General features: G+C 40.3%; 24 protein-coding genes. 1 reads left to right on the forward strand and 23 read right to left on the reverse strand.

Features of this window, described 5'->3' with window-relative positions:
• Positions 1–69 precede the first annotated feature (69 nt).
• From murB to HT688_RS11620, 5 genes are all read right to left on the reverse strand, one after another.
• The gene (murB, locus tag HT688_RS01800; protein WP_119942574.1) at positions 70–975 is read right to left on the reverse strand and encodes a UDP-N-acetylmuramate dehydrogenase; all 906 of its coding nucleotides are present in this window, start codon (positions 973–975) and stop codon (positions 70–72) included.
• A gap of 115 nt (positions 976–1,090) precedes the next feature.
• Entirely contained in the window at positions 1,091–1,843 is a 753-nt protein-coding gene (locus HT688_RS01805; protein ID WP_119942576.1) for a YhfC family intramembrane metalloprotease, read from the reverse strand.
• 9 nt (positions 1,844–1,852) lie between these two features.
• Positions 1,853–2,584 (reverse strand): acetolactate decarboxylase, encoded by a 732-nt coding sequence (budA, locus tag HT688_RS01810; protein ID WP_023936077.1) that lies wholly within the window; start codon positions 2,582–2,584, stop codon positions 1,853–1,855.
• Positions 2,585–3,067: 483 nt separating this feature from the next.
• Positions 3,068–3,442 (reverse strand): EntV family bacteriocin, encoded by a 375-nt coding sequence (gene entV / locus HT688_RS01815; RefSeq protein WP_000342870.1) that lies wholly within the window; start codon positions 3,440–3,442, stop codon positions 3,068–3,070.
• Positions 3,443–3,589 (reverse strand): hypothetical protein, encoded by a 147-nt coding sequence (locus HT688_RS11620; RefSeq protein WP_000669513.1) that lies wholly within the window; start codon positions 3,587–3,589, stop codon positions 3,443–3,445.
• Between the two features lie 416 nt (positions 3,590–4,005).
• Between HT688_RS11620 and HT688_RS01820 the strand changes: the two genes are divergently transcribed.
• Positions 4,006–5,277, forward strand: coding sequence for an aminotransferase-like domain-containing protein (locus tag HT688_RS01820; protein WP_172923495.1), 1,272 nt, complete (start codon positions 4,006–4,008; stop codon positions 5,275–5,277).
• A 21-nt stretch (positions 5,278–5,298) separates the two neighbouring features.
• Here HT688_RS01820 and HT688_RS01825 read toward each other — a convergent pair whose 3' ends face one another.
• The 18 genes from HT688_RS01825 to HT688_RS01910 form a co-directional block, all read right to left on the reverse strand.
• A complete protein-coding gene (locus HT688_RS01825; RefSeq protein WP_119942579.1) occupies positions 5,299–6,114 on the reverse strand; it encodes an ABC transporter substrate-binding protein in 816 nt (271 codons plus the stop codon).
• Between the two features lie 119 nt (positions 6,115–6,233).
• Positions 6,234–6,707, reverse strand: a complete 474-nt coding sequence (locus tag HT688_RS01830) for an NUDIX hydrolase (protein WP_033605139.1) — start codon at positions 6,705–6,707, stop codon at positions 6,234–6,236.
• Between the two features lie 84 nt (positions 6,708–6,791).
• Positions 6,792–7,445 carry a phosphate signaling complex protein PhoU gene (phoU, locus tag HT688_RS01835; RefSeq protein ID WP_000946465.1) on the reverse strand — a complete coding sequence of 218 codons (654 nt, stop codon included), beginning with the start codon at positions 7,443–7,445 and terminating at the stop codon, positions 6,792–6,794.
• An 11-nt stretch (positions 7,446–7,456) separates the two neighbouring features.
• A complete protein-coding gene (gene pstB, locus HT688_RS01840) occupies positions 7,457–8,215 on the reverse strand; it encodes a phosphate ABC transporter ATP-binding protein PstB (RefSeq protein ID WP_000128635.1) in 759 nt (252 codons plus the stop codon).
• A gap of 12 nt (positions 8,216–8,227) precedes the next feature.
• Positions 8,228–9,031, reverse strand: a complete 804-nt coding sequence (gene pstB / locus HT688_RS01845) for a phosphate ABC transporter ATP-binding protein PstB (RefSeq protein WP_000109215.1) — start codon at positions 9,029–9,031, stop codon at positions 8,228–8,230.
• Positions 9,032–9,041: 10 nt separating this feature from the next.
• The gene (pstA, locus tag HT688_RS01850) at positions 9,042–9,926 is read right to left on the reverse strand and encodes a phosphate ABC transporter permease PstA (protein WP_001201787.1); all 885 of its coding nucleotides are present in this window, start codon (positions 9,924–9,926) and stop codon (positions 9,042–9,044) included.
• Complete coding sequence (gene pstC, locus HT688_RS01855) at positions 9,916–10,833, reverse strand: phosphate ABC transporter permease subunit PstC (protein WP_001070908.1); 918 nt, start codon at positions 10,831–10,833, stop codon at positions 9,916–9,918. The genes pstA and pstC overlap by 11 nt, the downstream gene beginning before the upstream one ends.
• Positions 10,833–11,711: a phosphate ABC transporter substrate-binding protein PstS gene (gene pstS, locus HT688_RS01860; protein WP_000746334.1), complete on the reverse strand. Its 879-nt coding sequence runs from the start codon at positions 11,709–11,711 to the stop codon at positions 10,833–10,835. Before pstS ends, pstC begins: the two co-directional genes overlap by 1 nt.
• A gap of 685 nt (positions 11,712–12,396) precedes the next feature.
• Complete coding sequence (locus HT688_RS01865; protein ID WP_172923496.1) at positions 12,397–13,701, reverse strand: RsmF rRNA methyltransferase first C-terminal domain-containing protein; 1,305 nt, start codon at positions 13,699–13,701, stop codon at positions 12,397–12,399.
• On the reverse strand, positions 13,702–14,475 hold the full coding sequence (locus HT688_RS01870; RefSeq protein WP_000444027.1) for an inositol monophosphatase family protein: 774 nt from the start codon (positions 14,473–14,475) through the stop codon (positions 13,702–13,704).
• The gene (locus tag HT688_RS01875; protein WP_001041980.1) at positions 14,465–14,743 is read right to left on the reverse strand and encodes a UPF0223 family protein; all 279 of its coding nucleotides are present in this window, start codon (positions 14,741–14,743) and stop codon (positions 14,465–14,467) included. The genes HT688_RS01870 and HT688_RS01875 overlap by 11 nt, the downstream gene beginning before the upstream one ends.
• Positions 14,743–15,144, reverse strand: coding sequence for a Spx/MgsR family RNA polymerase-binding regulatory protein (locus HT688_RS01880; RefSeq protein ID WP_000631259.1), 402 nt, complete (start codon positions 15,142–15,144; stop codon positions 14,743–14,745). The genes HT688_RS01875 and HT688_RS01880 overlap by 1 nt, the downstream gene beginning before the upstream one ends.
• 210 nt (positions 15,145–15,354) lie before the next feature.
• Positions 15,355–15,972, reverse strand: a complete 618-nt coding sequence (locus tag HT688_RS01885) for a TIGR01906 family membrane protein (protein WP_000850638.1) — start codon at positions 15,970–15,972, stop codon at positions 15,355–15,357.
• On the reverse strand, positions 15,962–16,735 hold the full coding sequence (locus HT688_RS01890; RefSeq protein WP_000875447.1) for a TIGR01457 family HAD-type hydrolase: 774 nt from the start codon (positions 16,733–16,735) through the stop codon (positions 15,962–15,964). Before HT688_RS01890 ends, HT688_RS01885 begins: the two co-directional genes overlap by 11 nt.
• A gap of 10 nt (positions 16,736–16,745) precedes the next feature.
• On the reverse strand, positions 16,746–17,483 hold the full coding sequence (locus tag HT688_RS01895; RefSeq protein WP_000524808.1) for an acyl-[acyl-carrier-protein] thioesterase: 738 nt from the start codon (positions 17,481–17,483) through the stop codon (positions 16,746–16,748).
• Positions 17,484–17,487: 4 nt separating this feature from the next.
• The gene (gene hemW, locus HT688_RS01900; protein ID WP_001170091.1) at positions 17,488–18,618 is read right to left on the reverse strand and encodes a radical SAM family heme chaperone HemW; all 1,131 of its coding nucleotides are present in this window, start codon (positions 18,616–18,618) and stop codon (positions 17,488–17,490) included.
• A 175-nt stretch (positions 18,619–18,793) separates the two neighbouring features.
• On the reverse strand, positions 18,794–22,891 hold the full coding sequence (locus tag HT688_RS01905) for a G5 domain-containing protein (protein ID WP_172923497.1): 4,098 nt from the start codon (positions 22,889–22,891) through the stop codon (positions 18,794–18,796).
• Positions 22,892–23,249: 358 nt separating this feature from the next.
• A complete protein-coding gene (locus HT688_RS01910; RefSeq protein ID WP_000517395.1) occupies positions 23,250–23,645 on the reverse strand; it encodes a YtxH domain-containing protein in 396 nt (131 codons plus the stop codon).
• Between the last annotated feature and the right edge of the window lie 8 nt (positions 23,646–23,653).

Consider the following 23,653-nt stretch of genomic DNA (forward strand, 5'->3'; position numbering starts at 1 on the left):
TCTTCTGCACTAACGATAGGCTTTCACCCCCTTTCCATGACATAGCAACAGCTTTTCAGCTACAACTTCCTACTTGCTTTCACCCAAGATACGAACTTCTCTCTCAAGAGTAACGCCAGAGTGTTCCTTGACTTTTTCGATAACAGACTCAATCAAGTCTTCGTAGTCTCTGGCCGTTCCATCTGCGACATTGATCATAAATCCTGCGTGTTTTTCTGAGACTTCTACTCCACCAATACGATAACCTTTCAAGCCAGCTTCTGAAATTAACTGACCTGCAAAATGACCAACAGGACGCTTAAATACCGAACCACAAGATGGATATTCCAAAGGTTGCTTGAGTTCACGTAGGTGCGTCAAGCGGTCCATTTCCTGCTTGATAACCTGATGGGTTCCTGGGGCTAGGGCAAATTTAGCTGACAAGACAACTGCACCAGACTCTTGAATAGCTGAGTGGCGGTAACCAAAAGCCAAATCTTTGGCAGACAGGGTCTCGATTTCTCCATCCTTGGTCAAGACCTTACAAGACTGCAAGATGTGGGCAATCTCACCACCATAGGCACCTGCATTCATAAAGACAGCACCGCCAACGCTTCCTGGAATGCCACAAGCAAACTCAAAACCAGTCAAACTATGACGAAGCGCAATGCGAGTTGTTTCAATCAAGTTGGCACCAGCTTCTGCTTCAATAGTATAGCCATCAACAGAAACATTATTGAGCTTGTCACACAAGATGACAAATCCACGAATTCCACCATCACGAACGATGATATTGCTAGCATTGCCAAGAACCATCCAAGGGATATTTTCTTGATTAGCAAATTTGACAACGCGAGCCAACTCAAAACGATTTCGTGGAAAGACCAGATAATCGGCCTCTCCACCTACTTTTGTATAACTATAGCTATGCAAGGGTTCCTTAAAACGGATATCAATCCCTTCTAAGATTTCAAGCATTTTTTCTCTTACAGACATGTCACTCTTCCTTTTACAAAATTCATTCCATTATACCATTTTTAGAGACATTTGACGACCATAAAAAGACCTTGTCTGGATTTTGCATAAGAAAAAGAGGTTTCCCCCTTTTTTCTTATGATTTTTTACAAAAGATTGCCTTGGTCCCATAGGCAACCAGAACAAGTTCAAGTGCTAGGACAACTTCAACCAAGACTGGATTTGTCAACCAGCCAACTTGGACTAGAGATGGTGCTAGGTCAAAGAAGGCATGTAGGCCATAGGCTGCTAGGAGATAAATCCATTTCTTCTGGCGAACAGCTTGGTAAACCCAAACAGTCAAGAGTAATTGGAAACCTAGCGCCAAGATTCGCTCAAAACCAAGCAAATAAATCTGCCAGACTGAAAGCGACTGAATAGTTTTCAACATATTTTCAGACAGTAATTGCATGACCTGTGGATCCTGCGTTTGAACTGCTGAGAGAACGATGTAGAGATTAAGCAAACTAGCAAGACCTAGGAAAATCAACTCCAAACCACCATGCCCTAACCCATAGGCCAAGGCGTCTGCCTTTTCCAAACTTCTCTTTTTCTCCAACCATTTGAAGAAAATAAGACGAGCCGTTTCCTCAAAAAATGCTGCCATGGCTAGGCCATAGATGATATAGACAAGCGGATGATCTTGCAAGAGAGCAATACTACCGTCTTTTTGAGGATGTAAAACTAAGATATGCACCAGTTTTTCCAAAATCTGCGAAGAAACAAAGAAAGCGACTGCACCCAATCCCAAGGCAGCTAGATTAGTCTGGTATTTCTTTTTGGCATACCAAACGCTCCCTAGCAAGAAAGCCAGCAACAGCACCATGGTAATGATAATATGAATGATCATTTTCTTCTCCTATTCTGCCTTTTCAATATCTTTTTTCATCTCGTCAACATTGAACTTAGCAAACAAGTATTGACGGTCTTGGACTGGGAAACGTTGGTCCAACTGGTCAATAGCTCCCACCTCGATAATGCCTTCCTTGATAACAAAGTCCATAACATGCCCACCGAAGGTCAAATCATCTGAGATAAAATGTAGATGATATCCTGCCAAACTGACCCCATTGAAAATCTCTGGCGTCCAGAAACCAACGATGGTTCCTGCCACATTGTCACGACTATATTCAGGTTGATGGGTTGCGACATCAGCAAACTTGGTATCTGGTGCCGACTTAGGAATCATGCGCACATGCATATGTGAAAATTCCCCACGAATCTTGATAGAGCGGAAAAGATTTTCCCCGTCATAATAAGACTCAATCCGTTCTTCCAATTCCTTGTCTGTCATCTCAAAGCGCTGGCGGAAAATGACCTCTGCCTGATGTGGTACTACTGCTGCGTAAGGAATAAGGGCATCTGGTGATACTTCTACAATTTCCGGTTGCTCTCCTGAGCCTTTGGCTTGATAAGCCTTGCCATCCAAGACAATCAATTCCCCATCAATGGAATCCAAGGTTCCCAAACCAAGGTCTCCATGCTCTAGCAATTCTCCTACTGTCATGGTGCCACCATAAAGGCCAGCCATCAAGGCTCCAAGGGTATTGTATTGAAATAATTTCACTGGTTCCTGCACGTTCTTATCCATTCTCTTTCTTGTTTGTTATTCTATAAATGTTACTCCTAAGTATACCACATTTAGCTTTATATGTGAACGAGAGAAACACTTTAGACATTGCCAAGAAAGAAAAAAAGGGTACAATGTAACAAAATCAAGGGAGGTCTGGAATGAAGAAACAAAGCAAGTACCAAGAGGTCGTAGCTTATCTGAAAAATGCATCGAGTCTGGACGCTTTCCGACGGGTAGCCTGAGATTTTGACAGAAACAAAACTTGAACTGGCACAACAACCCCTAAGGAACACACTTCCCTAGGGGCCTTTTTTTTATTTAACTAAATCATTATTTATTTTTTGTTCCTAGCAAACATAAATATTGTATTAATAATTGCAAAAATAAATGCAAACAAAAGGATTTTCCAAAGGATAAATTTTTGTAACACTAAATATGCATATACAAATCCAATCAAAAAGCTAATAATCCCATCTTTTATTAAAAAGTTTTTATCACGCATTATTCCAGACCACACTGAACTGCCCAAATAGCCAACTGACCAGCAATGATATAAATATTTGTTTTAAGTCCATTAGCTTTAACAAATCTTAGTACCACTTTAGCTAATTCTAACCAAGCCTTTTTCTGCGCATACTTAACAATTAGCGAAACATTGGTCATAGCAAAAAATTCTTCTCGTATTTTTCTCGCTATACATCCTCCCATCTCATCCCAAGGGACTCTGTCATAGAGATTATTAATATTAGTTTCTAATTTATTTTCCGCAAGAGCAATATCTTTTTGAGAAAAGTTTTTATAAACATATTCAGTAAAATTTTTTTCATTAACTCCATTTCTAAACATTTGATCAAGAACATTAGCTACATCATCCATTTATTTTTGTTCTTGGGTACTAATTTCAGAAACTTCCGTAGTAGTTACATCATCAGCAAATACTCTAACAGAAACTATAGAAGGAGACATAATAGAAAATAGTGATAATACAACAAGAGCTGAAGTTACAGTTTTTTTAAATTTCATAAAAAACACTCCTTCAAGTCACAAATATATATTACTGATAAAATAACTTGATTTTCTGATTTAAAACTCCTTTCTAACAAGTCATTCGTATACTTTTATTTTTCAATTCTATTATACCACAACTAGAAAACGGTTTCAAGCTTTTTTCCTAAAAATATGTGCAAGTAATACGGGGAAATTAGCATGAAAACTTTTTAAAACAAACCAACCCCAGATAAAAATACATATTTTGTTTTAAAGAGAAAAAAGTTCCGAAAAACTGTCACATCTGCATTTGGTTGCTCTTTGATTTCAAAAAAGTATTAAAGATGGGAATATACCACATTTGCTCTTAGATGTGAACGAGAGAAACACCCTAGACATTGCCAAGAAAGAAAAAAAAGGGTACAATGTAACAAAATCAAGGGAGGTCTGGAATGAAGAAACTAAGCAAGTACCAAGAGGTTGTTTCCTATCTGAAAAACGGTATCGAGTCTGGACGTTTTCCAACGGGAAGTCGCCTGCCTTCTATCCGTCAACTGAGCCTTGACTTTCACTGCAGCAAGGACACCATTCAACGCGCCCTGCTGGAATTACGGCACGAACAATACCTCTATGCCAAGCCCCAGAGTGGCTACTATGTATTAGAACAAGGGCAACATCAGGACCTAGAAATCGAGGTTACGGACGAACATGCCAGCGCCTATGACGATTTCCGACTCTGTGTCAATGAAACCTTGATTGGCCGGGAAAACTACCTCTTCAACTACTATGACAACCAAGAAGGATTAGAAGACCTAAGACAGTCCATTCATAAACTCCTCTTTGACCAAGCCCTCTACTGCAAGGCTGATCAACTGGTACTGACTTCTGGAACTCAACAAGCCCTTTTTATCCTTTCTCAAATATCCTTTCCTAGCCAAGCCAAGGAAATCTTAGTGGAACAGCCGACCTACCATCGGATGAATCGCCTCTTGATTGCTCAAGGTCTGGACTATCAAACGATTGAACGAGGCATTGATGGGATTGACTTGGAGGAGCTAGAAGGCCATTTCAAAACAGGAAAAATTAAGTTTTTCTATACCATTCCTCGTTTTCACTATCCTCTGGGGCATTCCTATTCAGAGCAGGACAAACGGGCTATTCTTGACTTAGCTGCCAAGTATGGTGTCTATATCGTAGAGGACGACTATCTGGGTGATTTGAACTCCAAGAAGGGCCAGACCTTCCACTATCTGGATACAGAGGAGCGCGTTATTTATATCAAGTCCTTCTCAACCAGCCTCTTTCCAGCCCTGAGGATTACGGCACTCATTCTTCCAAATGCTATTAAGGAAGACTTTGTGGCCTACAAAAATATCCTAGACTATGACAGCAACCTCATCATGCAAAAAGCCCTGTCACTCTATATTGACAGTCAATTATTTGAGAAAAATCGTCTGACTCGCTTGAATAATCAAGAAACTTACCAAAAACAAATCAAGGAAAGACTAGTTTACAGCCCCTGTCCTCTTCCTCATTTTCCTCTTCACGATGGTTTATTGCTAGACCTGAGACAGTATCCTAAAATCGCCAATCTCAAACACAGTCAACTAGGCTTGGACTTCTTTGAAGAGGCCTATTTAAGCACCTGTCCTTATCAATTTGCCAAGGTGTCCCTAGACAATCTGGAAAAGGTTTTAAACTATTTAAAAGCAGAAATGGAATGACATCCAACTCTGCGTTTTTTCTTATTCTTCAACTTCTGTTAGGCTTGCTGCCTTTTCAAGATAGCTTTGGTAAGTTCCTTCATCCTTGAGTTTTTGGATGACCTTGTCCACCACTTCTTTCAAATCAGCACTATTTTTTCTAAGGGCAACGGCATTGGCTTCACCGTCCTTCATCTTCAAGCTAACAGTTGCGACAGCTAGGTCTGCGTTTTTAGCAGCATAACTAAGTGCAACAGGCTCATCCATATGAACAGCATCTACTTTTCCAGTCTGCAATTCATTAACTGCTTCACCCATATTAGTTAGGGAAGTTAATTGAGCTTTTGGCAATTGTTCCTTGACCATTGATTCTGGAACAGTCCCTTTTTGGGCTGCAATATTATCACTTTCTAGGCTAGTTAAATCCTTGTATTTTTCTACATCAGCCTTACGAACCAAGAAACTAATCTTGTTTTCATAGTAAGGGATTGAAAAATCAAAGACTTCTTTTCTCTCGTCAGTAGCGCTAATTCCCGCAACTGCTAGGTCAGCCTTACCTGTTTGTAGACTGGTTAAAACATTGTCAAAACTCATGCTTGAGATTTCTAACTTAACCCCAAGTTCATCAGCGATAGCCTGAGCCATGTCGATGTCTGCACCGACTACCTGGTTCTTTCTATCAACCAATGATTGAAATTCAAAGGGTGCATAGTCAGGACTGGTTGCCACAACTAATTTCCCCTTTTGCTTAATGGCCTCAACAGCTGACTGAGAACCATTCGAACCTGACTGGCAAGCTACTAAGAAGAAACTTGCAAGAAAATTACATAAAACAAATATCCATTTTTTTGATTTCATAAATAAACAACCCCTCTGTTAATTTTGTATAATTATAACGATATCTAAATTGCTTGTCAAGTATTTTCTTGCATTTTCATAAAATATATTTACTAAAAAATAGAAATACAGTGGTTAGTTTATCTATCTATTGGGAACTTATTTTCAAAAAAATCATTTATCATATCTTGATGCTGCTGGTTTACAATTGCAATATTTTGTATGTCACTATGATCAAAAAATCCTAATTCTAAAGTTTCATCACTTGTAAAAAAATTTGTAGAGATAGAAGTTTCAGATGAAACTAAATACAAGATTGTAAGAACTTGAGCCTCATCACCATTCGGATAACTGTCTGAATATTTTGTATAAACATTTAAGAGTTTTTCCACCCTCACTTCGACTCCTGTTTCTTCATAAAACTCTCGCACTAAAGCTTCTAAAGCCGATTCTCCTAATTCAAGAGCACCACCTGGTAATCCCCACGTTCCTTTATCTGCTCGTTTTTGTAATAAAATTTTTCCTGATTGACTTAATATTCCACAGGTAAAATTTAAAATAATCTTATCTTTTCCAACTTTTTTCTGATATTCTGTATGTAGTTCATTATTCACCTCTGACAAAGTAAACTATCTATACAATGAAAGCTTACTGTATTAAAAAGTAAGCTTTCACAATAATTTTATCCTTTGAATACTTTATAATTCGACAATCTTACCTGTTTCAAAGTAAACAACCCATTCACAGATATTTTTAGCATAGTCACCGATACGCTCCAAGTAGGAAATAACTTGGAAATAATCACGACCCGTAACAATGGCTTCTGGATTTTTCTTAATCTCTTCAGTCGCAAGGTCACGGATAGTTTCAAAATAGTGGTTAATTTGCTCATCCATGGAGGCTACCCGGTATGCGTCGTCAACAGAACCATTAAGATAAAGATCAAGTGCTGCTTCAACAACGCTTTTAACTTCACGTCCCATTTTTTGAATTTCTTCCTCTACAGCTGGGATGCGCTCTTCCCCCTTCATACGGATGGTTGCCTGGGCAATGGCTACAGCGTGATCCCCCATACGCTCCACATCTGATACAGCCTTAAGGACAGTCAAGACTGTACGCAAATCTTGAGAGACTGGTTGTTGGAGTGCAATCATTTCAAATGATTTCTTTTCCAGTTTCACTTCGTATTCATTTACTTCTGCGTCATCTTCGATGACCTCTTTTGCCAGGTCACGGTCATGCGTGACAAAGGCACGCACCGTACGATTGATTTGTGAGAGCACTTCTTGTCCCATAGCGTAGAACTGGTTATGTAATTTCTCTAAATCTTCTTCAAATTGAGATCGTAACATCTTTCATCTCCTTATCCAAATTTTCCTGTAATATAGTCTTCCGTTTCCTTGTGTTGGGGATCAAGGAACATCTGCTTGGTATCATTAAATTCAATCAAATCTCCATCTAGGAAAAATCCTGTCTTATCAGAGATACGTGAAGCTTGTTGCATGGAACGGGTTACCAGAAGCATGGTGTACTTGTCTTTTAGACCATACAAGGTTTCCTCAATTTTACCAGCTGAAATCGGATCCAAAGCCGAAGTTGGCTCATCCAAGAGGATGATTTTAGGACTGGTTGCCAAGACACGGGCCACACAGACACGCTGCTGTTGACCACCTGACAATCCAATAGCTGAATCATGTAGACGATCCTTGACCTCATCCCAGATAGAGGCACCTTGCAAGGCTTTTTCTACGGCTTCATCCAGAACCAGCTTATCCTTAATTCCATTGATACGAAGCCCGTAGACAACATTCTCATAGATAGTCATAGGGAAAGGATTAGGTTGTTGGAAAACCATTCCGATTTCCTTACGTAATTCAACCGTATCTGTACGCGGACTGTAGATGTTGTGACCATTGTACACCACGGATCCAGTTGTGGTCACCTCTGGATTGAGATCTCCCATGCGGTTGAGAGACTTGAGGAGGGTTGACTTCCCTGATCCAGATGGACCAATCAAGGCTGTAATTTCCTTAGGTTGGAAAGATAGGGAAACACTATTCAAAGCCTTCTTTTTATTATAATAAACGGACAGGTCTGATACCTGTAAAATCGCATCTGTCATACGGTTTCCTTTCTAACCAAAGTGACCAGATACATAGTCATTGGTGGACTGTAGCTTGGCATTTTGGAAAATAGTTGCAGTTTTGTCATACTCAATCAAATCACCCAAGTAAAAGAAGCCTGTATAGTCACTTGCACGAGCAGCCTGCTGCATATTATGCGTTACAATGATGATGGTAAAGTCTTTCTTGAGCTCAAACATGGTCTCTTCTAGTTGCATGGTCGCAATCGGATCCAAGGCTGAGGCTGGCTCATCCATTAAGAGGATATCTGGCTTAACAGAGATGGCACGAGCAATACAGAGACGTTGTTGCTGACCACCTGATAAGGTCAAGGCTGACTTGTGGAGATCGTCTTTAACCTGATCCCAGAGGGCAGCCTGACGAAGGGAGGTTTCTACGATTTCATCTAGGACTTGCTTATCCTTAACTCCAGCACGTTCATGCGCAAAGGTAATATTACGGTAAATTGACTTAGCAAATGGATTAGGGCGTTGAAAAACCATTCCAATGTGTTTACGCATTTCATAAACGTTGATTTCTGGACGGTTGACATCAATTCCACGATAGAGAATCTGCCCAGTTACTTTAGCAATATCAATAGTATCATTCATGCGATTGAGACTGCGTAAGTAGGTAGATTTCCCCGATCCCGACGGACCAATCAAAGCTGTAATTTTATTTCTTTCAAATTGCATATCAATCCCCTTAATGGATTCATTTTTACCATAGTAAACATGGACATCCTTAGTAGAAAGGGCTACTTTTTCTTCAGGAAAGGTAAGGATATGCTTCTCATCCCAGTTATATGTTGACATGGCTTCTCCTTTAGACAGCGGTTAATTTCTTGTGTAGATAGTTTCCGAACTTACGAGCTCCAAAGTTAAAAATCAGGATAAAGATTAGGAGCACAGCGGCAGAACCTGCTGATACAATAGTTCCATCTGGAATAGTGCCTTCACTATTGACTTTCCAGATATGGACAGCCAAGGTTTCTGCTTGACGGAAGATAGAGATGGGGCTAGTCACACTGAGGATATTCCAGTTAGACCAGTCAAGAGCTGGCGCCGATTGCCCTGCTGTATAAATCAGAGCTGCAGCTTCGCCAAAGATACGACCAGATGCCAAGACGACACCCGTTACAATACCTGGAAGCGCTTCTGGAATAACAACATGAACCACTGTCTCCCAACGAGAAATCCCAAGAGCCAGACCAGCCTCACGTTGGGTATGGTGAACATGTTTCAAACTATCCTCTACATTACGCGTCATCTGAGGCAAGTTAAAGACTGTCAAGGCCAAGGCACCTGAAATGATTGAAAATCCATACTCAAACTGGACTACAAAGATCAAGTAACCAAAGAGACCCACCACCACTGATGGTAAAGAGGACAAGATTTCAATACAAGTCCGCACAAAGTTGGTAACAGGACCTTTTTTAGCATACTCAGCCAAGTAAATCCCAGCTCCCATAGAAAGAGGTACAGAAATAATCAAAGTAATGACCAATAGGAAAAAGGAATTGTAAAGCTGAATGCCAATCCCACCACCTGCTTGAAAAGCAGAAGACCTTCCAGTCAAGAAAGACCAAGAGATATGGGGCAAGCCCCGAACCAAGATATAGAGAATCAAGGAAGCCAAGATTGTCACAATGATGCTAGCAATCGTATAGAGGACAGCTGTTGCAAGTTTATCTAATTTCTTAGCGCGCATAATTTTTCTTTCCTCTTTCTTTCGTAATCAATTTAATCACACTGTTAAAAACTAAACTCATCAAGAGCAGTACCAAGGCCAGTGACCAGAGAACATTATTATTTACAGTTCCCATGACAGTGTTCCCAATTCCCATAGTTAATATAGAAGTTAAAGTTGCAGCTGGTGTGGTCAAGGAAGTTGGGATAACAGCTGAGTTTCCGACAACCATCTGGATAGCTAGAGCCTCACCAAAGGCACGCGCCATCCCAAAGACCACTGCAGTGAAAATACCAGAACGGGCCGCCTTCAAGATCACACGCCAGATAGTCTGCCAGCGAGTGGCTCCCATAGCGAAACTGGCCTCACGATAATAACGAGGAACCGCACGCAAGCTATCCGTTGTCATAAAGGTTACGGTCGGCAAAATCATGACAAAGAGGACGGAAATCCCTGACAAAATCCCAAAACCAGTCCCACCAAAGACACTGCGAACAAAGGGAACGACGACTTGCAAGCCAATAAATCCGTACACTACTGAAGGAATCCCAACCAGGAGTTCAATAGCTGGTTGCAAAATCTTCGCCCCTTTTGGTGATACTTCGGTCATAAAAACTGCTGCACCAATAGCAAAGGGTGTTGCGATAAGGGCTGAGAGAATGGTAACGATAAAGGAACCCAAAATCATAGGAAGGGCACCAAATTCTTTACTAGAAGGATTCCAAGTTCCTCCCAAAAGAAAGTCAAAGATATTCACACCATTGACAAAGAAGGTCGACAAGCCTTTTTGCGCTACGAAAACCAAAATCATGGCCACAAGGATGACTATCAAAGAAAGACAGGCAAAGGTCAAACCTTTTCCTAATTTCTCCAGACGAGAATTCTTTGATGGAAGCAACATTTTCTTAGCTAATTCTTCTTGATTCATTATTGTCTCCCTTCCAACACTGTCACAGTTCCGGCAGCATCTTTTTCAACCTTCATTTCCTTAATCGGAATATACTTCAATCCTTTGACAATCCCTTCTTGGGTCTCATCCGAGAGAACAAAATTGAGAAATTCTGCAGCTAACTCATTGGGCTGCCCCAATGTATACATATGCTCATAAGACCACAAGGGCCAATTATTGCTACTTATATTTTCTGGACTTAAGTCATAACCATTCAACTTCATGCTTTTGACCGAATCATCTATATAGGTAAGAGATAAATAAGAGATAGCTCCTGGACTTTTTGATACGATTGATTTTACCGCTCCATTTGAATCCTGCTCCTGACTTTGCATGGCAGACTGACCTTCCATAATGACAGTATCAAAGGTAGCACGAGAGCCAGAGCCGGCTGCCCGATTGATAACAGAGATGGGTAAGTCCTTACCACCAACCTCTTTCCAATTGGTTACCTCACCTATGAAGATTTGACGAAGTTGCTCTGTCGTTAGGTTATCAACATCAACCTCCTTATTGGCAATCAGAGCCAAGCCAGCTACCGCGACCTTGTGGTCAACAAGAGCAGAAGCATCAATTCCGTCTTTTTCCTCAGCAAATACATCTGAGTTTCCTATATCAACTGCCCCAGACTGAACCTGGGACAAGCCTGTACCAGAACCTCCCCCTTGGACATTGACCGTTTTTCCAACATGGATCGTGCCAAATTCATCTGCCGCTACTTCAACCAAGGGTTGCAAGGCAGTTGAGCCAACAGCCGTTATGGATTCTCCACGATCAATCCAGCTAGCACAGCCTACTAAACAAGCCGTCAGCCAAAAAGCGATAAGAGACAGAGCAAGCTTTTTTCTTTTTTTCACTGTTTTTCTCCTCGAAAATAATTATGAATACTGTGAATTTTTTAAGTAGTTCTTTATGAGTTGACGCATGAATTCTTACCAAATTTCTGCGCAATTGATTATTTATATAATATAGGCTATATTACTCTTTTCTAACCTCCTTTTTTCATATGTGGATAAAATCTCTTGTCTATCCCTTCCCCCATTGTCACCCATTATAGTCATTTCGTGTCTCTTTTTCCCCTTTTTAATGCAAGGAAAAGGTTACTCTCCTTAGATGATAATCCAAAAGCTAGAAAGGTATCTCAAACCTCTCTACTCTCCCAGACTAGTTTACAACTAAAAGGAAAAGATTCTATTTTATGGGAAATCTAGTTTACAAGCGGTAAGAACGCTAATAACTAAACTTCTTGTACTCTTTGAAAATCTCTTCAAACCAGGTCAGCCTTGCCTTGTTATAGGTATGTACCTATTTGGTCAGTCCTATCTACAACTTTAAAGCAATGCTTTGTAACTGACTCCGTCAGTCCTATTTGCAACCTCAAAACAGTATTTTGAGCTATCTATGGCTAGCTTCCTAGTTTGCTCTTTGATTTTCATTGAGTAGTAAAACTACATGTGATGGCAATCAAGATATCAAGAATCATCCTACTAAAAAAATCCATACTTTCACTATAACATAGAATAAGATATTTGACTAGCATTTTCACTTGAATCTGAGGCCTTTTGGAAAATAATTTTTCAAAACATTTCCAGTAACCTTTGCAAAGCCCAAGCCATTGCCTTTAACCAAAACTTGGTACCAACCATTTGGCAGACTTTCTGCCAGCTGAACAGTTTCTCCAGCCACATACTTGACAAACGCTTCTTGGCCAATTTCAACCGATTGTTCGACCTGACTCGGTTTCAAGGCTAGACCAAGAGCAAAACTGGGCTCAAAGCGTTTCTTCTTAAAAGTGCCCAGATGTAGTCCATTGCGAGCAATCTTGAGCTTACCTAAATCTGGCAAGAGTTCTGGTAAGAGATAGAGTTGGTCCCCAAAAGTCTGCAAGATTCCCGGTAGATTGACCTTCAAATGGTTTTGGGCAAATTCTTGCCACAAGGCAACTTGTTCTCGACCAAGATTGCTCTTACTTGCCTTACATTTAAGAGTTGGATTGTTACCCTTAAACTGTAGATGGGCTACAAACTGACCCTCTCCCTTAAACTGATGAGGGTACATCCGAGCCGTTTCTGGCAGGTCAATACCAGCTACCATTCCATTGATATGCTCTACTGGCAACAAATCAAAATCATACTCTTCCAGCAACCACTTAACAATCTCTTCGTTTTCCTCGGGTGCCCAGGTACAGGTTGAATAAACCAGACGACCACCTTCAGCTAGCATGGTTACTGCATCTGCTAAAATTTCTCTTTGCAAGCTAGCACATTGACTCGGATACTCTAAGCTCCAATAGTTCATAGCATCTGGTTGCTTACGAAACATTCCTTCACCAGAGCAAGGGGCATCAAGGACAATGAGGTCAAAATAGCCTTTAAAGACCTTGGCCAAGCGGTCAGCAGATTCATTGGTCACCACAACATTTGTCGCTCCAAAGCGCTCCATGTTTTCTACTAAAATCTTAGCCCGTTTGCTTGAAATTTCATTGGAGACGAGAAGGCCCTCTCCAGCTAGATAGGCTGCTAGTTGAGTTGATTTACCTCCCGGTGCAGCTGCCAAGTCCAAGACCTTCATACTAGGACTGGGCTGGGCTACCTGAGCAACCATCTGAGCAGCAGGTTCTTGCGAATAAACTAAACCAGTAGCATGCTCAGGCGATTTCCCTGAAACCTTCCCATAATGTCCCCAAGGAGTTTGAGGAATGGTATCAGAAAAGGAAAGTTGCGCTTCTTTTAAAGGATTGACCCGAAAGGCCGAAACCGCTTCCTCCTCAAAAGAGGCAAGAAAATCTCTTGCCTCATCTCCTAGTATCTCTTCATATTTTTCAACAAATCCTTCTGGAAATTGCATTTAAGTTCTTTTCCTTTCGTAAATATAGGACTGAATTTCCTCCTGCATCTCAAGAGGTAGCATCATGACCGGTTGTCTGGTTTGAAAATCAAGCGGTTGACCAGATAGGGTCACCACCCGATAGCCCAGACTTTCCCCTAAAATACTAGCCGCAGCATAATCCCATGGTTGCAGATAAGTGACATAGGTCAACAAACGCCCTGACAAAATCTTGGCAAAACTAATGGCCGCACTCCCATAGACACGAACACCGAGGACGGCTCGACTCAAATCAGCTAGTCCCCATTCATTGGTTTCTAGCATACCACTATTTCCTGCAATGAGAAAATCTCCAAGTGGTTTTGGTTTAAAGGGAGCTAGGGGCTTATTATTTCGACAAACTGGAAAGACCCCACCACCGTGGTAACAATCCCCTTTGACCACATCATAAATTAGGCCAAACTGTCCCTGACCATTTTCAAAATAAGCCATCATAACAGCAAAATCTTCCTGCTGGGCTACAAAATTATTGGTCCCATCAATGGGATCAATGACCCAAACCTTGCCCTCTTGAACTGAAGCTCGCAGACACCCTTCTTCAGCACAAATCTTATCCTCAGGATAACGGGACAAAATCTCACCAACCAAGAGTTCCTGAACTTCCTTGTCCAGTCTGGTCACCAAATCTGTTGGAGAGGACTTGGTCTCAACACGCAAGTCTTCCTGCATGTGGTCAAGGATGTACTGACCCGCTTTCTTAATTAGCTCTTTAGCAAATTCAAATTTACTTTCCAAGAGAAATCTTTCCTTCCCCTTTTTCCTTAGCCGCCTGAACTGCTCGGTAAAGCGAATAGCCACTGACTGTTTCAAATTCTCGTCCCAAACGTTTTTCTTCACTCTTTCTTGGCACAACCGCCTTGAATCGCTTATAGGAGTCCAGTAACTTTTTAGCCTCTACCTTGCCTTCATAGGCAGCTTCAACATCATTAAAAAAAGAAAGCACTGAAGCAAGTTCTTCAGTGCTCCACGACAAATCTAGTGGGTAACTATACTGTTTGTTCATTAACTAATACCAGCTCTCATTCTTGCTTCTTTTAGTTCTTGCTTACGGTAACTACGAGGGAGAAAAGCACGAATCTCATCTTCATTAAAACCGATTTGCATGCGCTTGGCATCAATAATAATTGGACGACGCAAAAGACTAGGATACTGCTCAATCAAATGAAGCAATTCCGATACCGAAATACTCTCTACATCAATATTCAATTTTTGAAAAATTTTTGAACGAGTTGAAATGATGTCATCAGTACCATTTTCGGTCAAGGAAAGGATGTGTTGCAATTCTTTTCTTGTTAAAGGACTGGTCATAATATTGTGTTCCACAAAGGGAACCTTATGTTTTTCTAACCAGGCCTTAGCCTTACGACATGATGTACAGCTCGGTGATAGAAATAGTGTAATCATGCTTTTCTCTTCTTATCTATACTTTGCTACTTCTATTATACAAAAAAATAAAGCGCTTGACTAGAGATTTTTAGAAAAAAAGCCTATTTTTTCAAGAAAAATAGACTGTTCGCGAACGATTGCCTTTGTTTGAATTTGATTAATTCCTTCTTAACCATGGTTTCAAACAATATGCATTTTTATATACGTAAATTAAAAACAGCTTTCATTTCACTTCCTACGACTTTTCAGATAAAGATAGCCAAAGAAGCTTTCATATAGGGCAAAAAAGAGGAGGAAGGCATGAAGGAAGAAGGTCTCTGGCAAAATCAGAATCACTGGATCCTTGGCTGGGTCAAAAAGCCAGGTATCATCTCCCACAAAGAGAATTTGATGGAAAAGAGTAAAGAATTGGTCAAAACCAATCAAAACTCCCCCAAGACCAATCAGCAAAGGAAAAACCACTAGGGTCAGGAGCCCTTTACTAAATAAAGATAAAAAGCCCTTTTTTACAATCTTATTGACAAAGAAATAGAAACTTGGAAGTGTCACTAGAGCTACTAGCTGAACCAAGTGAAAGAGGTTCTTGACCACCTCAAAGTGGTGCAGACCAGCTGCTGACGAACGAAAATCTGGCATCTCTAGGACCTGACTAAAAGGATTGGTCAGGTAATTCATCAAGATATGAAAGTTGTACTGAATGGTTTCTGGTTTTAGATAAACTCGATCCGTTAAGTTCAACCACTTGATTTCCAGCGGATAAAAAATCCAAGCCAGATAAATGGTCAGAAGGATAAAAAGAGAGAGGAGAAAGAGCATAGAGCTCCAAAAGGTTAATTTAGTTTTCATCAAAGTTCCACTCCGCAAGGCTAGAAACCACATGAGTCGGTGCGATTGGCAGGTCTGCTACTTCTTCTGCCTTGGTAAAACCTGTCGTCACCAAGAGCGTTGGAATGCCATTGTCAATCCCAGCCCGAATATCAGTCAGATAATTGTCCCCAACCATGATCAACTCTTCACGTTCCAAACCTAAGTGCTCAACCGCCTTGTCCATAATGATGGCATTTGGTTTTCCAATATAAACAGGCTTCACTCGTGTTGCTACTTCAAGCAGGGTAATCAGTGAACCAGCACCAGGCAAAAGACCACGCTCTGTCGGGATATTGAGGTCAGGATTGGTTCCGATAAAATGAGCTCCCTTTTGGATAGCTAGAGTTGCTGTGGCAAATTTTTCATAGTCGACTTGCCAGTCCAGACCTACTACCACATAGGCAGGATTTTCCTTGTCTTCCACATAGCCAGCCGCCTTGATGGCTTCCTTGAGCCCTGATTCTCCGATAACATAGACAGTCTTTTCCAGTCCCAAGTCATTCATATAGTCGATAGTTGCCAAAGTCGCTGTGTAGACAGTCGATAGAGGCGTATCGATATTAAAATTCTGAGCCAACATTTCTTGAACACTCTCAGGAGTACGGGTTGTATTGTTGGTCACAAAGAGATAGGGGATGTCTCGCTTTTGCAATTCATGGACAAAAGCCTCTCCTGCTGGGATTCTGTCTTTGCCCTTATAAATGGTTCCGTCTAAATCAATTAAATAGCCTTTATATTTCATCTATTTCTCCCTAAGCCTTTTTTATTTCTTGCCAAGTAATAATAGCCTGTGCATTGGTAGCCCCGTCGCTTGTAATTTCATGCTTGCTTTCCAGTCCAGTCCGTTCAACAGACGATATGATTACCCCACCTGGTCGAACTTCCTTGACATACTTGAGGTTGATTTTCTTGGGAATATAGTGGGTCAAAAAATCCGCTCCCATGACCTCAAAAATCCAGTCCAAGTATTTACTGTTATTGACATGACCATTCATATCCAAGTCGTAAAAACGAACATGGTAATCCTTGCTGATCGGCTTTTCCAAGGACTCATACTTCGGTCCACGGATAAGTTTTTTATCAAAATCAGACTGGTAAGGAGCCACAATCTCAGGTTCAACAGCATGGACTTTTCGACTGTCGCGGTCCATGAGAACAAAAGTCGCCATCATGTGGATGAGTTCCTGACCTGCTTCATCATAAATGGTAAAGCGACGGTAGCAAAAGAGCCGATTGTAGCTCAAAGCTTCCGTTTCGATGGTGATTTCTTCCCCAAAACGAGGCAAACGAACCACCTCAATATCGTATTCTGTGATAATCCAGACCAGATTATGATCTTCTAAAATGGCCTTATCACTAACTCCCAGTTCAATCGACTGCATCCCTGAAACTTGTAGGGACAGCAAAATCACATCTGGAAGTTTGATATGACCGTTCATGTCAGCCATATCAAAAGGAATTTTCATGTTCATTTGATAAGTTAAGCCCATCATCCTACTCCAAAATAAATCGTTCTGCTACGGTGTCTCCTAAGAAGAGACCTCTTTTTGTCATGCGAACTCGGTCACCGTCTATTTGCATGAGACCCTGTTGAACCAAGTCTCTGACAATTTCTCCATAAAGTCCATCAAAAGACCGTCCAAATTTTTCCTCAAATCGCGCCATGGAGACTCCTGATTTCTTGCGGAGTCCCAGGAACATTTCTTCTTCCATTTGCTCTTTTTGACTCAGGTACTCCTCTGTGATACGAGCATTGCCTTCCTCAACCGCATTAAGATAATGGCGAATGGGACCATGATTTTTATATCGAATACCATTGACATAACCAGATGCTCCAGCACCGATGCCATAGTATTCAGCATTGTCCCAGTACATAAGATTGTGGCGACTTTCAAAACCAGGTTTGGAGAAATTAGAAATCTCATAATGCTCAAAGCCTGCTCGCTCAAGCTCAGTGATGATGTACTCAAACATCTCCGCTTCCAGTTCCTCCTTAGGCAGAGGCAATTTCCCTCGTCGCATACGGTTCATAAAGACCGTATGATTTTCCAAAATCAAGCTATACAAACTCATGTGGGGAATATCCAGTCCAATGGCCTTAGCCACATTTTCCTGGACCTGCTCCATGGTCTGACCAGGCAGCGCATAAATCAAATCAATGGAGATGTTGTCAAAACCAGCCAATTTCAGGCGGTCGATATTTTCATAAATATCCTTCTCCAAATGACTGCGCCCAATCTTTTTCAGCATCTTGTCGTCAAAGGTCTGCACGCCTAGCGAAACACGATTGACAGCCGAGTTTTTCAAAACAGCAATCTTATCCGCTTCCAAGTCGCCTGGATTGGCTTCAATGGTCAACTCTTCCAAGGCAGACAAGTCCAAGTTTTTAGTCAAGCCCTTCAATAACACCTCCAGTTGCGGAGCTGACAAGGCTGTTGGTGTCCCACCACCAATGTAGAGGGTCCGCAACTTTTGAATATCATAAGAACGAAACTCTTCTAACAGATGCTCTAAATAACTGTCGACTGGCTGATTCTTAATAAAAACTTTTGAAAAATCACAATAATAACAAATCTGGGTACAAAATGGGATGTGCACATAGGCTGACGTTGGTTTTTTCTGCATAGTACTTATTATACCACAAAAGCGAACAATACTTAGAATTCCCTTTAACAAAATCCTAGCATTGTTCGCTTTCTTTATCTAAACATTCTTTTTATTTTATGACGAACACGATTCCCAGAACCAATCTAGTTTGTCTTTACAATACAAAAGAATGAATGTTCATTTGACTAAATTTTTAGTCTTCTTTTTTCTTTCCAAGAGCAAGTCCGAGACCGCCTAGCAGACCAAGAAGTTCTAGAGATGCAAGAGTCGCATTTGATTCTGTTCCTGTATTTGGCAATACATTTTGAGAATCATTTGATTTAGCTCCGTTATCACTATCACTAGCATCTGTAGTATCTTCATGATTTTCATTCGGAGTAACTGCATCTGGAATTGGAGTTGTTGGTGCAGGTGTATCTTGATCAGAACCTCCATTAGTAGCAGGTGTGACTGGAGTTGCTGGAGTGACTTTACCTGGTGTTACCTTAGCTGGTGTTGTTATATTATTAGCAATGTGTTCTGTGATATGACCGTCCTTTGAGTCTACATCATAAGTGGTTGTAGTAACTGTTTTACCTTTAGCTCCTTCAATACGTTCATTAGGTGTGTCAACTTCTCGTTCACCATCTCTAACATATTCAACTTCAGGTTCAATCGGGGTTTCTACTACTTTGTCCTTGGCTGCGACTTTGACGACTGTATTCGTTGGTTCTTTCGTTTTCCCATAAGTTAGCACGGTTGTTGGAGTTATCTTACCTGTTTTTGGATTAACTTCATAGGTAGTGGTCTCAATCACATCACGACCTTCAGAATCTTTAGATTGTTCAACCTTAGTTTTAGCTCCTACTTTAACGATTGTCTTACCTGCTGGGGTGACGACTGGGGTGCCAACGTGTTCTGTGATATGACCGTCCTTTGAATCTACATCGTAAGTGGTTGTAGTAACTGTTTTACCTTTAGCTCCTTCAATACGTTCATTAGGTGTGTCAACTTCTCGTTCACCATCTCTAACATATTCAACTTCAGGTTCAATTGGTGTTTCTACTATTTTGTCCTTGGCTGCGACTTTGACTATTGTTGCTGTTGGATTTACTACTACTGGTTTTCCTACTGTTTCTGTAATAGCGCCTGTAGTAGAATCAACACTATATGTTGTTGTGATAGTACTTGAACCTGCTTGGCCTGCTTCTTCCACATTTGGTTGATTTTTGTCGCGTGTATCATCTTTCACATATTTCTTAGGTGATGAGATTTCTGTTTTTTCTACTTTGTCCTTGGCTGCGACTTTGACGACTGTATTCGTTGGTTCTTTCGTACGAACTGGTTTACCTTCACTTGCTGTAATCTTTCCAGTATTAGTGTCCACAGTGTAAGTTGTTGTGATAGTGTCTTCACCATCTTCACCTTTAACAGTAGTTGGGACTGTACCTTTTTCTTTCGTATCATCTTTTTCGTAAACTACTGGAGATGGTACTACCATCTTCTCAATCGTTAGTTCTTTCCTTGTCCCGTAAGTAGTTACTGTTGTAGAAGTTACCTTACCTGTTTTTGGATCAACTTCATAAGTTGTAGTGTTGATAACTTCACGACCTTGGTCATCCTTGCTACTCTCAACCTTAGTTTTAGCTCCAACCTTAACTATTGTTTTACCAGCTGGGGTGACCACTGGCTTACCAACCTGTTCTGTGACTGTTCCATTATTTGGATTAACGTCATACCTTGTAGTCGTTACAGATTTTCCTTTTGCTCCTTTTCTAGGCTTGTCTGGTGTACCAAAGTCACGAGTGTCATCTCTTTCATAAACCACTATGGGCTCAATTGGCGTTTCTACTACTTGATCCTTAGCCGCGACTTTAACGATTGTTTCTGTTGGATTTACTATTACTGGATTTCCTTCATTTGGAGTAACTTCCCCATTGTCTGGATTTACTGTGTAAGTCGTGGTGGTTGTCTTACTTCCGTCTTTTCCTGGGACAGTAATATTGGCTTGGCCTTTTTCTCGACTAGCATCTTTTTCGTATTTTACTGGAGATGGGATTGTTTCTACGTCTACTTTATCCTTAGCTCCTACTTTTACAACTCTAGCTATTGGTAGAGTTACGACTTCTGATCCCCCTTTTGTTGGAGTTAGGGCTCCATTTACTGGATTTACGCTATAGGTTGTGGTGACTTTAGATTTTCCTGATCTCCCTAGAAATTGAACGGTATCAGTACCTTTTGGACTGTTTTCATCTTTTAAATAAACTGTTTTGGGTTCAACTGAATTATACTCAACTATATCCTTCGCGCCACCTTTATTGACTACTTCTTCCTTCTTAGTCGAAGTAAGGCTGCCAGTTTTTGAGTTTACTGTGTAGCTTGTTGTCTTCTTAACAACGTCGTCTCCTTTTTTAATGTATTCTACTTCATCCTTGGCTGCGACTTTGACAACTGTTTCTATTGCCGGTTGCTTAACTACTGGTTGTCCTACATGTTCAATCAGATCTCCAGTGTTAGGATTTACACTATAAGTTGTTGTTACTGTACTAGTACCTGAAGTACCAGTTGTTGTTACATTAGCTTCACCTTTAGCTCTTGTGGCATCTTTTTCATAACGTACACTTGGCTCAAGTTGGGTAACGACAACTGTAGATTTGGCTCCATCTTTCTTAAACACTTCATCAATTGTATTGTTAGTAATCTGTCCTGTATCGAGATCTTTCATACTCACAGTTATTGACTTAATGATGTCATCTCCGCGTTTACTATATACAACAGTTTCTCCAACTTTTTCTACAGATTTAACTGTTGCAATGTTTTTATCTTGATAACCTGTCCCATCTAAGGAAATTCGTTTCCCAGATATAAACTCTGATCGTCTATTAATCATATCAGCTTCAAAATAAGAACGTGAACTGTGACCTCCACTGGTTCGTCCAACATTTATAACAACATCACTATCATTGCTGACGCCTTTTCTTATCGCCAAATCATTATCAACAATATAATGAGTCATTTTACCAGACTTGGCTATTTTTTTGCTATCTAAACCTTTTTGCCAAAATTCACGACTGGAAAGCAAATTGGTCACAACTTTTGGAGCATTAAAGGTTGTGCCTTTTTTTAATACATTATTATAAACGTTTCTATAAACCAACTGTTCTTTAGGAGACATGACTCTGCTGTCAGAATATGCCAACTGATAAGCTTCAACCATTGCCCGTTGTACTAAATATCCTCCTAAAGAATGACCTGTCAAATAAAGATTAGTAATACTCTTATCTTTAGCTAGTTCATGCATAATATTTTCTGCATCTATCCCTTGTTGAGGATTGCTTCCTAATCCAAGTGTTATATCAGCTCCTATATCTTTCGCATCACTTGTTCCACGAAAGGCTAATACTTGTGCAGTTCCATTTGGTAAATATAAGAAATCACTCTTCGTTTCATACAAGACAGCATCTAGTCCACTGGAGGTATGGTAACTTTTCTTCCTTTCCCAATAAGGCCCCAATTCCTTATTCATCATCATATACTCATAACGTGGTTTACTGTCACCATTCTTTTTATATAACTCTGACTCTGTTAAGGGTCTCTTATGATCCAGCACTCTATCAATATAATTATCATCACGGTAGGATAATTCCATGAACATAATCATATCGCGCTCACTTACATTCCATTTTAATTTTTCATCTGGCTTTTCTTTACTGTCAATAATACCATCACCATCAGTATCTTCTAATAAGGGATGACTATTATAACCTACATACTTTTTCCCACCTTTTTCATAAATATAAAGTTCTTCTTTATCCTTCAAGTAATCATCATCTGTATAGGCTTCTGGACTTAACTTAGAGCCGTTTAACAATAAACTATCAAGCTTATTACCTTCTGAACCGATTACTCCTGCTTTTATTTGCTTAGCATACTCATCAGTTAATTCATACTTTTTAACCTCGGAAGGATTTGATGCTGCTCTCACCGCTGGAGTGCTTGATCTGTCTTCACCCGCCACGAAATCCCTTGTGGTCAAGCTATTATTTTCCTTATTCCCAGATCTGACGGGTTCTGTAGTCCTTGTAGATCCTATTGGAACATCTCTGGTATCTAACTCAGAAGAAGGATTATTTTGATTATCTAGTATAGGTTGAACTTCTTCTCTTTTATCCACAGAAGATGGAGAATTTTCCGTAGAAGCAAGTACTCCCTGGGATGGTGTAAACAAAGCAATGCCTATTAATACAGAAGCCACTCCAACAGAAAACTTTCGAATCGAAAAACATTGACGTTTATTAAAAATATCTTTCATTTTACCAACTTTCTTTCTAGCTATTTTTTACAAAATAGAGAGTTCTACTATTTTCCCTTGACAAAATACTAAACCCTTTCTTGACTAAAATTTTAGAACTTTTCCTCTGCTTGATTATAAACTACCACATTGATTTCTAATCATAAAAAAATGAATTGCTTAATATTAATAAAATATCAGTACAATATAAAAAATGTAAATATTTCACTTTCAACACTGCCATTATACCATAATACTCAATGAAAATCAAAAAACGCATAATATCAGGCCTTGAAAAACCTTGATACTATGCGTTTGATTATGGGAAGATCTACTTCATTTTCTCCTAGAATTGAGTTTTTGCCCAGTCTCATCAAATCTAGATTTTTTCTTCTTTGATATCAATCACAATCTCTTCTGATTCATCAAGAATTTCGGCCTTTTCTTGCCATTGCTCTTTGAGATTATTGAATCGATATTTTGATACTTCTGTCGCTTGACGAGCACATGATTTGGCTTGAGCAAGGACGCTGTCCACAGTGATTTCACCCGACTCAACCTGTTCTTTGGTTTTAAGAACAAAATCTGTAGCCTGCTCCTTGACTTCTGTCAGTTTTTCACAGACCTGCTCCTTGGCATACTCTGGATTTTCTCTCAAATCATCCAGAAAATCTTGAGCCTGACTGCAAACTTGTTTGCCCTTGTCGCTTGTTAAAAACAAGGCAAGAGCTGCACCTGAAACGGTTCCTAAAAGGATTGAGGATAATTTACCCATAAGGATTC

The sequence above is a fragment of the Streptococcus sp. 1559 genome, from assembly GCF_013276735.1.
Classification (GTDB): Bacteria; Bacillota; Bacilli; order Lactobacillales; family Streptococcaceae; genus Streptococcus; species Streptococcus pseudopneumoniae.